The sequence below is a fragment of the Candidatus Sarcina troglodytae genome, assembly GCF_015708635.1.
In the GTDB taxonomy this organism is placed as follows: domain Bacteria; phylum Bacillota; class Clostridia; order Clostridiales; family Clostridiaceae; genus Sarcina; species Sarcina ventriculi.
Map to the genome: position 1 here is coordinate 1,096,797 of NZ_CP051754.1, position 14,874 is coordinate 1,111,670.

A 14,874-nucleotide genomic window follows, 5' to 3' on the forward strand; every position below is an offset into this window, starting at 1 on the left:
TTTTTCTTAATTTGGTTAAGAGTATTTTCTAAAATTAGTATCCATATAAGATGTAGCTATATCTTTAAAACCTTCGTTAACTAAAGCACAATAAACTATTCCTTTAAGTTCATAAGCAGATGTTACACGACTTGGATTATTTTTATGAATATTATTTATTATATACAGTATTTCATTAATCAAAGATTTAATATCTGAATCTGTTAAGGAAATATTTGCATTTAATGCTGAATTTAAGATGCTTGTTTTTATTTTATTAACTTCAAAATCATATATAAAACCATTTCTTTTTCTTACTTTCATATTATCCCCCTTGTTAATTGAAATTATTACATATTATAGCATAAAAATAAAATTCATACAATAAAATCTTGTAATTGATTTCTTAGTTAACAAGGCTGATAAAAAATGATATTATATTATAATAGAATAAAAAGTAAGATTTTAGAAATAAAACACACGATTTATATAAATTTTTATTTTCAAAAAAGAAAGGTGGAATTTTAAGATGAAAATGAAAACACAAACAAAAAAAATCCAAGAAGATTTAGAAGGATGTGTCTTACCTGAAGGTTTAGGTTACAAGAGAGGATATTTTAGAGATATGAAAAAACAGCTAGTTACATTAGAGTGTATAGAAGAAGATATAACAGCTGCATTAAATGAAGCTATAATAGTTAGACCTTGTTATGATGGTGAAAAAGAGTATATGCAAATTCCATTGTTTTTTGAAGTAATAAAGGGTGTTCATTTGGAACCTTATAGATATGCTAAATTGTTAGATTTTTGTAAAACATCTTCTAATAGCATGTATGTACAAAATATAAAAGAACTTTTTGAAGATGAAGCCGAAACTACTTTAAGCTTATTAGATGGAATTGATATAGCAGATAAATTAAATGGTAAAAGCTTAGATAAAGAAAAACTTAATGAAAACTTAATGAAAATTTTAAGTTTACACACTCAAGGTTATGTTCCATTTAATGAAGAAATTAAGGAGTTTAATATTGATGAAATATTAAACCCTAGTGATGAACTTGTTAAAGAATATGGGATAATAGATAATTTAGGGAAATTCACAAAAATAGTTAGAAAATACCTTGTAGAAGAATTAAACAGATATATCATGAGTAAAGATATTGTTAAAGATATAGACAAATATGAATATATAGAATTATATAAATCAATAGGAAAATTAAAGCAAAGTATAGTAGATAAAATAAATAATTATACAATTTCAAATATACCACCAAAGATAATAATGTTTAAAGAAAATCAAGAAATTATAAAAAAAGATGAAGCATTACTTTTAGGCTACCTACATAATATAGGATTTGATGTAATAGTGTTTATTCCATCTGCAAATGATGGATTTATGGATGTATTATCAGAAAATATATATTCAGAATTAAAATTACCACAAATAAATAATAAAGTTAATAAAAATTATATAGAAAAATTAGGAGAATTATTAAGAGGTAAGGCTTTAGTAGATGAGGATATCGTAGCTGGATTAACAAATTTTAAATATGATTCATCTATTGAAGATTATAAAAAATTATTAAAAAAATCAGATGCAATATTTAAAAAGATGGAAAAGAAATTGTTTTTGTAGTCTAAGTTATTTAGGAGGGAGAGGAATCTTGTGATGGGAAATGGAGAAACAATATATAGATATTTAGATAAAGCTTTTGTAGTTAATTTACTAAATAGCGATGAAGAGGCGATTGAGAAACTAGGAATTAAAATAACTTTATTAGAAAATTTATTAAAAAAAGATGTAAAGAAATATAGCACAGAACAAGAAAAAAGAGAATGTATAGAAATTTATTCTAATATTATAAATGAGTTAAGAAATGTTATATATGAGTATAATTTAGCTAAAGGAATAAATGTTACAGATGAGATATATCAAGATTCAGTAAAGCCTAAACTGTTATATGAAAATAATTTAATAAGAGGAATGGAATATATGAGAACTGCATTTCCTCCTTTAGATAAAGATTCTTTGGTAGATTATTTAGATAATTATACTAGATTATTATGTAAACATAAGAAAGAAGATAGATATTCACATGAGGTATGGTTTAAAACGAAAATGTGTTTAAAATATTTAGATGGAATATTATTTGGTTCTGATGATTCAAGAGATAAAACTAATTATGATTCAATGACATTAGAGAATTATTTAGAATTTATGTTAAATGAAAATTTAATAAAAAACGATCCATCTAGATATGTAAGATATATAAAAAGGTATAAAGTAAGCCATGGACAAAAAAATGGTGAAAAAGAAAATTTATTTAACTCTAAAAAAATGCTACAAGAATCACTAGAAAATACGATAGATCCACAACAGTATAAATATGAAATGGATATGAAGAAAAATATAGTACCAAAACCTAAAAAATTAGATGGAGTTATATCAGTAGCTTTTATAGCCATAGCAATAATTGTAATAATATTATTATTTTATTATATGGTATAAGAATAAAAACAAAAATGAGAAGGAGATTAAACCCCTTTTCATTTTTTAGTTATTTTAAATTCATATAATCTTCATAACAGTTTAAACATCTAGCATTCCAATTAATGTTTTTCTTAATTATTTTAGCTGGATTACCTGCAATAATAACATTAGATTCATCAAATTTTCTAGTCACTAAGCTGTTCCAACCAATAATGCTGTCATCTGATATTTTTGTATTCTTTCCAATCTTAACATCTTTTCCAATCCATACGTGATTTCCAATTTCAATACTTTTACCATAATTAAGAGGATTACCATCTAAGTCTGTAATGGTATGAGCGTCAGTGCACCACACATCAATTCCCCAACTAAACATGCAGTTATCTCCAACTGTAATAGAAGAGGAGCTATCTTGAAGATACATGCGAACACCATTAATTAAAATATTATTTCCTAATATAACTTTACAATTATTTGCATATCTTAATGCGTGTGGATCTATCCAATTAGTTGCTGGTCCACCTATTGACAAGGATAAACCATTTATACCTAAAGCTTCATTATACCCAAAAGTAACATCACCCATTTTAACTAGATTATTATCACCTACAATTGATATAGATAATCCTTTATTTGATAAAATATTTAAAATATCCTCTTCTGACTTGGCAAATAAAATTATTTTGTTATTATTACCTAATATATTAATATTAGATTCATTTATTTTATTATCATTTAATTCCAAATAATTTATTTCATCTCCATTAGAAAATGTAAAAATTATTTTATTATCCATAAATAGATTTTAATAATGAAGTACCTGTTGTTGTTTTGAAAATATTATTCATTGTGTTTTCAATATTGGATTTTGAATATTTACTTTCTTCAGCATTAACTATATAGTCAGCTTCAATTAAAATTTGGTGTGCTATGTCTTTAATATCTTTAAAGGTATGATGATGACCAACTAAAAAAATTACATGATTAATAAACTCATCAGAATATCCTGTATCTTTTAAAAATTCTGCTGTTAAAATCTCGCCCTCAATTTCTTGATATTTGCCATTTGTATTTCCATATTTTTCACGGCAAAGAGGGCAAGCGATATCATGAACTATTGCTGAGACTTCTAATATAGTTTGAGTTTCTTTATCTAAATTTTCACACTCCCCAATAACTTTGGCATAAGCGTATACTTTCATAAAATGATTTATATCATGTAAATTTCCTTTAGAATAATCAATCATTTTTTTTACTATTTCTGAAACTGTCATAATAACTCCTTTCGATTGCATAAAAAATTAGTGTTATTATAACATTGTTATAATTTCATAGCAATAAAAGATTTCTTTTAAATACTACTTACCAATAATTATTTTCTAAAATCAATATCCATATAAGAACTAGCTACATTTTTAAATCCATGTTTAACTAAAACATAATGAATTATGCCTCTAAGCTCATAAGTTGATGTAATACGTGATTTATTATTTTTATCAATAGTATTTAGTATATGAAATACTTGATTAACTATCAGTTTTATATCTGATTGTGTTAATAAAATATTTATATCACTAGCTGAATTTAATATACTTGTTTTTAATTTATCTACATTAAGCTCATATATAGAACCATTTCTTTTTATAACTTTCATAATATTTCCTCTTTAATCATTTACTATATCATATGATTTTTAAGTAATTTTCGAAATAGTATATTTAGCTTTTTAATAAAAAAATCAACTTAATTTATATTGCATTTCAATAGGGTTATTAATATTGTTTAGAAAATTTATAGTACATTTAGAAGCTAGATTTATCTGTTTTTCATCACTTATTGTCGCTTTGTTATCACCTGATTGCTCTCCATAGCTTCCAAATTGAGCATGATTTCCACCTTTAATTTCAATAAACGTAGAATTTTTAGGCAGATTTGGACCTTTAATATTTTCTAGCTTTGCAACGCCATCTAAATCTCCGTATATACTTAAAACATCTTTATTATAATCTTTAAATTTATTTTTAGCTGGATACGATGCATAAAATACAACGCTATTAATTTTGGAATCTTTTAAAGCATAATTGCTAGCCATAGCTCCACCAAGTGAGTGTCCACCAATAGCCCATGTATTTATATTGTCAAATCTGTTTATAATATCTTTAGCTTTATTTGGAGAAAATATTGCTAAATTTAAAGTCATAGGAGCAATTACAACTAAAAAACCTTCCATACATATTTTTCTACATAAAGGGGCATAGGCTTCTGGTTTTATTTTAGCTCCAGGATAGAATATAAAACCATTTGAAGGGGTTGTGTTATTTGGAGTAAACACAATAAATTTATTATCTTTAGTTATGGTTACTAAATTGTCACTCAACATAGATATGGTTGCAAGTATTGTAGGTTTATATGTACTATTAGCCCAAATAAAAAACATTATAGATAATATGAAAATTACACATATAAATATAGTAATAATATAAATCATTTAATATCCTCCTTTACAGTATAGTTACATATTTTTAATTATATGCTTGTAATATTAATTATAAGCTAAGTAGTTTGTTTGAATAAAGTGTATATTATGATTTTAGAATAAAAAAATAAATAATTATAAGCTTGAATTAAGAAAATTTTAGGTTTAAAATAATAGTAGTAATTCTATAAATTAACTAAAATAAATTTTTTATCTATTAATTATTCAATAAATAGGAGGAGTTTATAATGAGAACAACAGAAGTAAAGATTAGTAATGAGATTAAATTATTGGATATATTGAGTAGGTCTTATCAAAAAGCTTTAACAGATTTAAATAGAATAGATAAATATCTATTTGGTGATGATATAGCTTATGCATGTGAGGATATATATAGTAGAATGAGCAATATAATTAAAGAAACAAGTGCTATGGAAGGAATAGGGGAAGAAAATATTTTTCTTCAAAAGTATATTAAAGCTCGAGATATTATACTTCATAATACATTAGATGAGGCTGTTAATGTGTGTACTGAATATTTAAAAGAAATAGAAAATACTAAATGTTCTATGTCAAAATAATATTTAATATTTATTGGTGATAAAAGTAAAAGAGCACTCATATTTGAGTACTCTTTTTTTAAGTTAAATCTTATATAGTAAGAATATATGGTATAATAAAATTAAAAAAATAATACATAAGATAAAATGTACTAAAAAATGGAGGATTAAATGAATATATTAGAAATGATGAAAACAAACAAAAGTTTCGCATATAAACATTCAGATGAATTTTTGGATGTGCAAAAAAGAGCAAAAAATCTTTGTTGGGAATTTAATCAAACTTCACCGAATGAAGATGAAAAACGTAGTAAAATTTTAAAGGAGTTATTTGGGACTTGTCATCCATCAACAGCTATTGAGCCAACTTTTCGTTGTGATTATGGATTTAACATTCATACACACGGGTTTACTCTTATAAATTATAATTGTACTATATTAGATACATCACCTGTACATATCGGAGCAAATGCTTTTATTGCACCTGGAGTTTGTTTAGCATGTTCTGGTCATGCGATAGATTCTAAACAAAGAACTAAAGATGCAATATGTACATCTAAACCAATAACTTTAGAAGATGATGTTTGGATTGGAGCAAATACTGTGGTTTGTGGTGGAGTAACAATTGGAAGGGGTAGTGTAATAGGTGCTGGTAGCGTTGTCACTAAAGATATACCAGAAAATGTTATAGCTGTTGGAAATCCTTGTAGGGTTATCAGAAAAATTACAGAAAAAGATAAGATTAATCCTCTTGAAATCATCTATTAACATAAGTAAAGAGCAATTTAAGAAATTAAATTGCTCTTTATTAAAATACAAATGAAATCATCTAATAATCTCATATAATTTATTAAAATCTATTATTTTTATTGTTTTAGAGTCTATTATTTCTATAATACTATCTTTTAATAACCCTTCTAATTCTTTATATAAAGAAGCTCTTGAAATGTTTAAGTTATCTGCCCAGGTACTTTTTGAAAATGGTAAAACTATTAAAGAATTTTTATTAATTTCAAATTCATTTATAAGAGAATATGCAACTCTTTGTTTAGCTAAAGAAAAGGAAAGACACTCAACCTTTAAATTTAAAAAATAAGCTTTATTTGAAATTAATGTTAAAAAATTTTTTAAAATATTTTCATTAGATTTAATAAGTTGAAAGAATGAATCTCTTGTCCATAATATTATAGTTGATTTTTCCTTAGCTATTGTATTGCACGGATATTGAGTTGTGTTAGAAAAGGCTGCTACTTCACCAAAAATTTCTCCAGGATTTTTAGTTTGGATAATAACTGATTTACCAGATGGTAATAATTTTTCAATTGAGATTTTTCCATCTAATAATAATGCTATGTAGTTTATATTAGTAAATGCATCAAACAAAATTTCTTTTTTCTCTAAATATACTATTTTATATTTTAATGTTTTTAATATTTTTTCTAAAATTTCTAAATCTATATCTTTAAAAAGGTAAGATTTTTTTAATTTTAAGTATAGATTATTCATAAAATCCTCCAAAGTGTCTAATAATAGACATAATTATTTTTATAATTATATTATAATTTACATATACCAATAAATAAAAGGTTATACTTACATAAATAAATGTTGTTGTAAATAATTAAAATAATATAGAAAATTAAAATGTTTTAAGAAGGGGAGATAGATATGAAAGAATTAATAAAAAATATAGATATAGCAAAGGCAGTAGATTTTGATAGCTTAGTAAGTTGTAATGAAGGGCAAGTAGAGACTGTAACAATGGCACAACAAAAAGGTGTTGGTTTAACTGCACTAGCTTTTGGAAAAGGAGAAGGTGTTGGACCTCATGCAGCTAAAGGAGATGCTTTAATATATATACATGAAGGTGTGGCAACAGTAAAAATTGGTGATGAAGTGATGGAGGCTCATAAAGGACAAATGGTTGTTATGCCTGCTAATATTCAACATCAAGTTACAGCTAAAGAAGATATGAAAATGCTTTTAGTAGTGGTTAAGGAGGGTTAATATTTTGAAATATTTAAGAAACATAACTCCATTTGAAGCTATTAATATGGCTGATATGATAAAGCATAGTGGAAGTAAAATAGCCAGTAAAGCGCTAATAGATGATAATAATATGGAGATAAGATTTTTTTCTTTTGCAAAAGGAGAAAGTATAGATAAAGAACATTATGAAATGGAAACATTGTTTGTTTGTATAGAAGGATCTATAAAGGTTGTATATAATAAAAATGATGAAACTGTTTTAGAGAAAGGTCAAATTATAGCTTTAGAAGCAAATGTTGATTATGGTTTAGAAGCTTTAACAGATACAAAAATCTTTAATATATTGGTTAAAAATGAAAAATAAAATTTATATAATACATTATTGTGTAAAAGACTGCTAAAATTGAATTTTTAGTAGTCTTTTTAATTTATTTAATTAAGCTTTTTTGTGAATTTTTATATAAATTTTTTCTTTCATATTTTATAATTGAAATATAAACTTATTTTTATTAAGGAGTAATAAAATGTATTTTTCAGATGAATATAAGCAACTTTATAAGGATATTCAATATATTTTATATAAACAAGATAAATTTTTAGAAAAAAGGTTAATTTCTATAAATAAGAGGATTGAAGCTTTAAAATCTTTAAAAGGAGCTATAAAGTATTATGAAAGTGATATTATGACTGCTTTGAAAAAGGATTTGGGTAAATGTAGCTTTGAAGCATATTCAACAGAGGTTGGATTTATTTATAGTTCAATTTCATATGTAATTAAAAATATAAGAAAATGGAATAAAATTAAAAAAGTCAAAAGTGAGGTAGCTCAATGGATTGGAAAATCATTAATTTATAAAAGTCCTTATGGTAAGGTTTTAATTATAGGTCCATATAATTATCCTTATTTGAAAGCACAAAAAAATCCATTAGCACTTTATGTATTTACTGAAAACATGTGTTTTGGAGAATATATAATAAAAAAGTTTTCATTTGGAGGAGGGTGTATAAATGATACGATATCTCATGTTGCATCTAAATCCTTGCCTTTTGGTGGAGTAGGGACATCAGGTATGGGGCGATATCATGGAAAAAGCAGTTTTGATTGTTTTACATATGAAAAGGTTATTGTTAAAAAGAGTACAAAAATTGAACTTAAATTAGTATTTCCACCATATAAAAACAGGTTAGTTTTAGTTAAGAAATTTTTTATGAAGTAAATTGTTTTTATGATATAATATACCTTAAATAACAAAATATAAAAATTTAAACTTGCATATGAAAAGTGGGAGGAATATTTATGACTAAAACTCAAGTGTGTGCTATTACAAGTGGAATATCATCAATTGCTATAACAGGTATTATAGGTTTAGCTATAGTAGGCTTTAAGATAAGTAAAGCAAATTCTATAGTAAAGAAATAACACAAAAAGAAACTGTAACTTTACGATACAGTTTCTTTTTGTGTCTTTAAATTATTTAATAAATCTATTAAGTTGCTGATATAACTCCAGTAGCCATAAGATATATTGCTATAACTGCAGCAATTATGATTATAATTGCTATTAAAATTTCGTACCAAGCATTAAATATCTTTTCATTAGATTCTTTTTTGGCCCATATAAATAGTATAAGACCTATTGCAAAAAGAATACAATTTAATAATATATATTTAGGACCTGCTGCGTATAAAAGCCATATAGTATATATTACTGCCATTATAGATGCAATTATATCTTTAATTTTTCCTTTAGAGCTTTTTATATATATGTCTCCCTTTATAGTTGTTTTTAAAGAAAATAATGCACTTAAAAAATAAGGAATTAATATAGCAGTTGATGCTATGGAATAAAGTATTTCATATCCACTATTAGAAAAATAGGAATATAATATAAGTATTTGAGTTATTATACTTGTAAACCATAATGATGAAGATGGTGCATTGAATTTATTTTCTTTAGCTAAAAACTTAGGCATAACTCCATCTTTAGCTGCAACATATGGAAGTTCTGCTGTTATTACAGTCCAACCTAAAAGTGCACCAATTAAAGATATTACAAGTCCTACATTTATTATAATAGCTCCCCATTTACCCACAGCAAATTGAAGAATATATGCCATAGATGGATTGTTAAGTTGAGATAAGTGCATTCTGTTCATAACACCTAAGGATAAAAGTGTTATTAATATATATAAAATTATTGTTCCTGAAAGCCCAATTATTGTAGCCTTACCAACATCAGATAATTTTTTAGCTCTTCCAGATACAACTACAGCTCCTTCAATACCAACAAAAGACCAAAGTGTTGCAAGCATTGTACTTTTTACTTGAGTAAATATACTACCTAAACTTGAACTTCCAAAAAATTCAAAAGAAAAATTGTTAGCGTGGAATAAAATTATTGCAACAACTATAAATACTATGATTGGAATTAATTTTGCAATTGTAACTACTGTATTTACAAATACTGCTTGTTTAACACCTTTTAATATTAACATATTTATAATCCATATAATTATAGAACCGCAAATTACTGATGGAAGGTTGTTTCCATTCGGATTGAATATATTAAAAAAGTATGATAACGCCCCAAATAATAATGAAACATAAGCAACATCACCGAATATAGAGCTTAAAAAATAAATCCATGCGGAATTAAACCCTATATACTTTCCAAATCCTTCTTTAGCGTAACTATATATTCCTCCAGTTAGTTCTGATTTCTTGTTTGAAAGTAGTTGATAAACAAATGCTAATGAAAAAACACCAATGCCTGCTATTATCCATCCAATTATTATTGCAAATCCACCAGCACCTTGAACAACTTGTGAAGGTAGACTAAATATAGCACCGCCAACCATTGCTCCAATTATAATACCGATAAGACCAATAAGACCTAATTTTTTTTCATTCCCCATTAATTTCCTCCTTAGTATTGAAATTTTTAATTTTATAAAATATCTTAAAAAATCTATATATTATTTTTAAATTATTTTTTTGCAATACAAAATAATTATACACTTAATTTATTTTTATGCAATATATTAGTATAAAAATAAATTAAGTGTTTTTTTATATATTTATTAATTCCAAATGTTTCAATAATATACTTTGTAAAATTAACCATAATTATATATTATACTTTATAAAATATATAATCTTACCATTAAAAATATTTTATATAAGTGTTATACTATAAGTAGGAAAATATTTCATAGGAGGGAATAAAAATGTTAACCCACATGGGAACTAAAAAAATATATACAAATAGACTTTTACTCAGAAAATTTAATGTATTTGATGCAGAGGAAGTATTTAAAAACTGGACCAATGATGAAGAAGTAACGAAATATTTGACTTGGAATCCTCATACTAATTTAAATGTAACTAAAGATTTGTTAGATAGTTGGATTTTAAATTATAAAATTCCAAGTACATACAACTGGGGGATTGAATTAAAAGATACTTGTAATATAATCGGAAATATAGGAGTAATAAATTTTAATGAAAAAAATTTATCTTGCGAAATAGGTTATTGTTTAAGTAGAGAATATTGGGGAAAAGGGATTATGAGTGAGGCTTTGGAAGAAGTAATAAATTATTTATTCTCAAAAGTAAATTTTAATAGAATAGAGGCGAAACACCATGTAGATAATATAGCTTCAGGTAAGGTTATGCTTAAATGTAAAATGAAATATGAAGGAACTTTGAGGGAATTTAGAAGAGGAAAAAATAAAGGGTTTGTAGATTTAGCTGTCTATTCTATTTTAAAATCAGATTATCGAAATAGAATAGAGTATCAATGATGATTTATAGAAAAAAATAATTTTTACTATGGTTTAAAAAGTAGAAAAATACATTTGATGATAGTTTAAAATTTTTTTGTGTAGAAATTTTAAAAACAAACCCAACCCCCAACTTCGGAAAATGTATATTTTCCGAAGTTGGGGGTTGGATAAAGAAAAACTCCATACTAAATTTTATATTTAGTATGGAGTTTTTCTTTATCTTAATGCGTTTTTATATATTTCGATAGCTGTATATGTTTCTTTGTTTATATTTATAGCTTTACCGTCTATCATTACATAATATAAAGAATTATCCTCTTTTTCATTGTATTCACATGAAGTTTCAATGTAAGTTGCATTTGCTTCATAAGGCAGTTCATACATTTCCCCATTTATATCTTTAAAAGTAAATCCCATATTCAATCCCCCTATTTATTATAATATTATTATATAACATTTAGTAAATGTTTTCAATAATCTTATATGTAAATTTATTCTAATATTGATGTAAATATTCTATTTCATTAAAATTATTTGAATTTGTGTTAGAAAACGTTTAAAATATAAATAGGGGGTGTTTTTATGATAAGATTATTTGAAAATTACATCGGAGAGAATTTTGACAAAATAGAGGATATTGATAATCCAATTTTTCACTTTAGTTTATTAAATGCATTAATTAAATATTATTTAGACAACGATTCTAAAAATTGTGATAAATTAAAAATCAAATTAGAATTCATAAAAAATAATATAAATCATAAGTATAAAATAAGTTCTAATTTTAATTCTGTAACTAAAAATATTCTGGATGAAAAAATTGAATTAATTGAAAAACAACTTTTTTTAAGTAAAAATATGAAAGAGACTGAATATTTAATTGAAGATATTTATGATATTTTAGTTCATGGATATGATTACCGAAATGATCCATATGGGTACATATATAAAATAGGAGTAGCTGCTCCCCCTATTGGTCTACCTTTTGAAAAATATGCTGATAAATTTAGCTTTTATGATAAAATTCATCAACTAAAATCTATGTATCTTATATTGAAAATATTTTCAAATATAAAAGTAGCTGAATTTAAAGAATTTGAAGATTTTTTTGAAAAAATTATATAAAAATAATAAAAAGAACCTCTTGATAAAGATAAGAGGTTCTTTTTATTATTTTAAATGTTTATTTAAAAATTCTATTATTATATCTGTAATCTCTGTTTGAACCCAATATATTCCACCATGCTCTGCTTCTTTAACTATATATCTAGTTGATTCAATCCCCTCTTTAAGTAATGCTTCATGAAGAATTTTTGTTTGGTATGAAGAGACTAAACTGTCTTTATCACCATGCATAAGTAAAAAAGGTGTAGAATTTTTACTTATATAATTTATTGGATTTGCTCTATTTGCTTTTTCTAAATCGTCATTGATTCCAAGACCTAATTGCTTAGTTCTTATAGGCATACCATGAACCCATAGAGCTTCTGGTGCTGCTGATGATTTATGAACCTTTTGAATTATTTCAGAAAATCCATGACATATTGATGTTAAATCTGATAGTCCATAAATATCTACGGTTGCTTTGATATCACTCTTTTCACTTAAATTATCACCATTATCAAACTCTTTAAGCCCATTTGTAACTCCCATTAAAGCAGCTAAATATCCTCCTGCTGAATTTCCCATTACAGCTATATTTTCTTTATCTATGTTAAATTTTTCAGCATGTGCTCTTAAATAACGTACAGCTGATTTTACATCCTGTAGAGGTTCTGGAAATATTCCATCTGGAACAGTTCTATATTCTATGCTAACAACTATGTACCCACTTTCTGCGATTTTTAATTTTTGTTGAATATAAGCATCCTTATTAGAACTTACAAATCCGCCTCCAGGAATAAATACTAACGCTGGTAAAGGTTTTTCACTTTGAGGTTTTAACATATCCATCTTTAAACAAACATTAGCATATCCCCTTGTATATTGAGAAAATACTATATCTGTTGTTAAATTAACTAATGGTTTTTTTAAATCTAATTCTAATATATTATCCATTAATTATCACCCTTTCTTATTTTTTTATTCTATTATACCAAATTTATCTTGGAATAAAGAAAAATTACTCTCTTTTTATAATATTTTTTTATTTATAAATTTAAGCTATAATATAGCTATGTTAACTTAAAATAAAATGGAGGATTAAATGACCAATAAATACAAATACAGAGATTTTAAATATAGTGCTGAAGTTTTAGAACTTTTAAATATTCCTCTTACAGAGATGGATAAAAAACTTATACATCAGATAGAATTCAATATTCTTGATTCTAAAGGGTATCGAAATTATTCGTATATTATAAAGGATATATATATATTAATTAGAAAGCATAATTTAACAACAAAACAACTAAGCTCTATATATGGAATATCCGAAACCATGATTTTAAGGTGGCTTAAAGAACTTGATTTAAATAGAAGTATAAAAGAAGGCATTGAAGCGAAAAAGACTTCTGAAAAGAAGAATCTTTTTCTTGGAGAATCTAATATTAATAATATAATTACTAACAATCAGATATTAAATAAATTTGGAATAAATATAGAAAATTCTGATTCACCACAAATATTAAACAGCTTTTTAAATTATTTAGAAACTATAAAAGGTAAATCAATTAACACAATACATGAATATAAAAAAGATTTAATTATATTTTTTAGATTTTTAGCTATTTACAAAGGATTAGTTACAGATTCTAAGCTAGAGTTTGATGAAATTCCTATAAATAATATATCAGATGATTTTATGAAATCTATAACTCTTATGGATATTTATGCTTTCTTAACTTTTGCTGAAAAAAGTCGTAATAATCAGACTAAAACTAGAGCAAGAAAAGTTGCTTCTTTAAAATCATTTTTTAAGTTTTTACAAACAAAAGCTAAAATAATAAAAGAAAACCCTACTTTAGAATTGGAAATACCTAAAACCAGAAAGAATTTACCTATACATTTATCACTAGATGAAAGTATGCAACTTCTTAACAATATGAATAAAAATAGCAAGAATTATTATAGAGACTATTGTATAATAACTTTATTTTTAAATACTGGTATGCGTTTATCAGAACTTTGTAGCGTCGATATGACTAAAATAAAAAATGATACACTAACAATTATCGGTAAAGGAAATAAAGAAAGAATAGTTTATCTAAATGAAGCATGTTTAAAAGCTATAAATGACTATTTAAGTGTAAGAGATGATTCTAAAGTTTCTTTTGAGGAAAAAAAGTTTTTGTTTATATCAGCCAAAAATAGAAAAATAAATCAAAGAACGGTTGAAATGTTAATCAAAAAACATGTGCAAAGTTCTGGACTTACAAATTTAAAATATACTCCTCATAAATTAAGGCATACAGCAGCCACCCTTATGTATAAGCATGGTGGAGTTGATATTAGAAGCATACAAGGAATACTAGGACATGAAAATATATCTACAACTCAAATTTATGTGCATGTAGATGATGATGGGTTAAGAGATGCTGTGAAATCTAATCCATTAGCAAATATAAATAAATAGTAATTTTCGTATTTAATTAA

At 24.9% G+C, this 14,874-nt stretch carries 20 protein-coding genes; 11 read left to right on the forward strand and 9 right to left on the reverse strand.

Annotated elements, in window-relative coordinates; all coding sequences use genetic code 11:
- Positions 1-15 precede the first annotated feature (15 nt).
- On the reverse strand, positions 16-303 hold the full coding sequence (locus HH195_RS04890; RefSeq protein WP_112365954.1) for an ATP cone domain-containing protein: 288 nt from the start codon (positions 301-303) through the stop codon (positions 16-18).
- A gap of 205 nt (positions 304-508) precedes the next feature.
- Here HH195_RS04890 and HH195_RS04895 point away from each other — a divergent pair, with 205 nt between their 5' ends.
- A complete protein-coding gene (locus HH195_RS04895) occupies positions 509-1,615 on the forward strand; it encodes a YceG family protein (RefSeq protein ID WP_196371782.1) in 1,107 nt (368 codons plus the stop codon).
- Positions 1,616-1,645: 30 nt separating this feature from the next.
- On the forward strand, positions 1,646-2,488 hold the full coding sequence (locus tag HH195_RS04900; protein ID WP_196371783.1) for a hypothetical protein: 843 nt from the start codon (positions 1,646-1,648) through the stop codon (positions 2,486-2,488).
- A 49-nt stretch (positions 2,489-2,537) separates the two neighbouring features.
- Here HH195_RS04900 and HH195_RS04905 read toward each other — a convergent pair whose 3' ends face one another.
- The 4 genes from HH195_RS04905 to HH195_RS04920 all read right to left on the reverse strand — a co-directional run bounded on the left by HH195_RS04905 (position 2,538) and on the right by HH195_RS04920 (position 4,958).
- Positions 2,538-3,266 carry an acyltransferase gene (locus HH195_RS04905; RefSeq protein ID WP_196371784.1) on the reverse strand — a complete coding sequence of 243 codons (729 nt, stop codon included), beginning with the start codon at positions 3,264-3,266 and terminating at the stop codon, positions 2,538-2,540.
- On the reverse strand, positions 3,259-3,744 hold the full coding sequence (locus HH195_RS04910; RefSeq protein WP_055257481.1) for an HD domain-containing protein: 486 nt from the start codon (positions 3,742-3,744) through the stop codon (positions 3,259-3,261). The genes HH195_RS04905 and HH195_RS04910 overlap by 8 nt, the downstream gene beginning before the upstream one ends.
- A 98-nt stretch (positions 3,745-3,842) precedes the next feature.
- Positions 3,843-4,124 carry an ATP cone domain-containing protein gene (locus HH195_RS04915; protein WP_058991702.1) on the reverse strand — a complete coding sequence of 94 codons (282 nt, stop codon included), beginning with the start codon at positions 4,122-4,124 and terminating at the stop codon, positions 3,843-3,845.
- A gap of 84 nt (positions 4,125-4,208) precedes the next feature.
- Entirely contained in the window at positions 4,209-4,958 is a 750-nt protein-coding gene (locus HH195_RS04920) for an alpha/beta family hydrolase (protein WP_196371785.1), read from the reverse strand.
- A 236-nt stretch (positions 4,959-5,194) separates the two neighbouring features.
- Between HH195_RS04920 and HH195_RS04925 the strand changes: the two genes are divergently transcribed.
- Entirely contained in the window at positions 5,195-5,527 is a 333-nt protein-coding gene (locus HH195_RS04925; RefSeq protein WP_196371786.1) for a hypothetical protein, read from the forward strand.
- Between the two features lie 150 nt (positions 5,528-5,677).
- Complete coding sequence (locus tag HH195_RS04930) at positions 5,678-6,274, forward strand: sugar O-acetyltransferase (RefSeq protein ID WP_196371787.1); 597 nt, start codon at positions 5,678-5,680, stop codon at positions 6,272-6,274.
- A gap of 57 nt (positions 6,275-6,331) precedes the next feature.
- Here HH195_RS04930 and HH195_RS04935 read toward each other — a convergent pair whose 3' ends face one another.
- Entirely contained in the window at positions 6,332-7,012 is a 681-nt protein-coding gene (locus HH195_RS04935) for a Crp/Fnr family transcriptional regulator (RefSeq protein WP_196371788.1), read from the reverse strand.
- Positions 7,013-7,174: 162 nt separating this feature from the next.
- Between HH195_RS04935 and HH195_RS04940 the strand changes: the two genes are divergently transcribed.
- From HH195_RS04940 to HH195_RS12650, 4 genes are all read left to right on the forward strand, one after another.
- Complete coding sequence (locus HH195_RS04940; protein ID WP_055257472.1) at positions 7,175-7,513, forward strand: cupin domain-containing protein; 339 nt, start codon at positions 7,175-7,177, stop codon at positions 7,511-7,513.
- 4 nt (positions 7,514-7,517) lie between these two features.
- Positions 7,518-7,859: a cupin domain-containing protein gene (locus HH195_RS04945; protein WP_196371789.1), complete on the forward strand. Its 342-nt coding sequence runs from the start codon at positions 7,518-7,520 to the stop codon at positions 7,857-7,859.
- A 160-nt stretch (positions 7,860-8,019) separates the two neighbouring features.
- Positions 8,020-8,712, forward strand: a complete 693-nt coding sequence (locus HH195_RS04950; protein ID WP_196371790.1) for an aldehyde dehydrogenase family protein — start codon at positions 8,020-8,022, stop codon at positions 8,710-8,712.
- Positions 8,713-8,792: 80 nt separating this feature from the next.
- Positions 8,793-8,915 (forward strand): hypothetical protein, encoded by a 123-nt coding sequence (locus HH195_RS12650; RefSeq protein ID WP_256437748.1) that lies wholly within the window; start codon positions 8,793-8,795, stop codon positions 8,913-8,915.
- Positions 8,916-8,982: 67 nt separating this feature from the next.
- On the opposite strand, the gene HH195_RS04955 is transcribed toward HH195_RS12650, so the two are convergent.
- Positions 8,983-10,410, reverse strand: a complete 1,428-nt coding sequence (locus tag HH195_RS04955; RefSeq protein WP_196371791.1) for a basic amino acid/polyamine antiporter — start codon at positions 10,408-10,410, stop codon at positions 8,983-8,985.
- Positions 10,411-10,722: 312 nt separating this feature from the next.
- On the opposite strand from HH195_RS04955, the gene HH195_RS04960 reads away from it, so the two are divergent.
- On the forward strand, positions 10,723-11,298 hold the full coding sequence (locus HH195_RS04960) for a GNAT family N-acetyltransferase (RefSeq protein ID WP_196371792.1): 576 nt from the start codon (positions 10,723-10,725) through the stop codon (positions 11,296-11,298).
- A gap of 198 nt (positions 11,299-11,496) precedes the next feature.
- On the opposite strand, the gene HH195_RS04965 is transcribed toward HH195_RS04960, so the two are convergent.
- Complete coding sequence (locus HH195_RS04965; RefSeq protein WP_196371793.1) at positions 11,497-11,697, reverse strand: hypothetical protein; 201 nt, start codon at positions 11,695-11,697, stop codon at positions 11,497-11,499.
- A 165-nt stretch (positions 11,698-11,862) separates the two neighbouring features.
- Between HH195_RS04965 and HH195_RS04970 the strand changes: the two genes are divergently transcribed.
- A complete protein-coding gene (locus HH195_RS04970; protein ID WP_196371794.1) occupies positions 11,863-12,405 on the forward strand; it encodes a hypothetical protein in 543 nt (180 codons plus the stop codon).
- A 45-nt stretch (positions 12,406-12,450) separates the two neighbouring features.
- Here HH195_RS04970 and HH195_RS04975 read toward each other — a convergent pair whose 3' ends face one another.
- Complete coding sequence (locus tag HH195_RS04975) at positions 12,451-13,338, reverse strand: alpha/beta hydrolase (RefSeq protein WP_196371795.1); 888 nt, start codon at positions 13,336-13,338, stop codon at positions 12,451-12,453.
- 535 nt (positions 13,339-13,873) lie between these two features.
- Between HH195_RS04975 and HH195_RS04980 the strand changes: the two genes are divergently transcribed.
- On the forward strand, positions 13,874-14,854 hold the full coding sequence (locus HH195_RS04980; RefSeq protein ID WP_371811685.1) for a tyrosine recombinase XerC: 981 nt from the start codon (positions 13,874-13,876) through the stop codon (positions 14,852-14,854).
- The last annotated feature ends 20 nt before the right edge of the window (positions 14,855-14,874 follow it).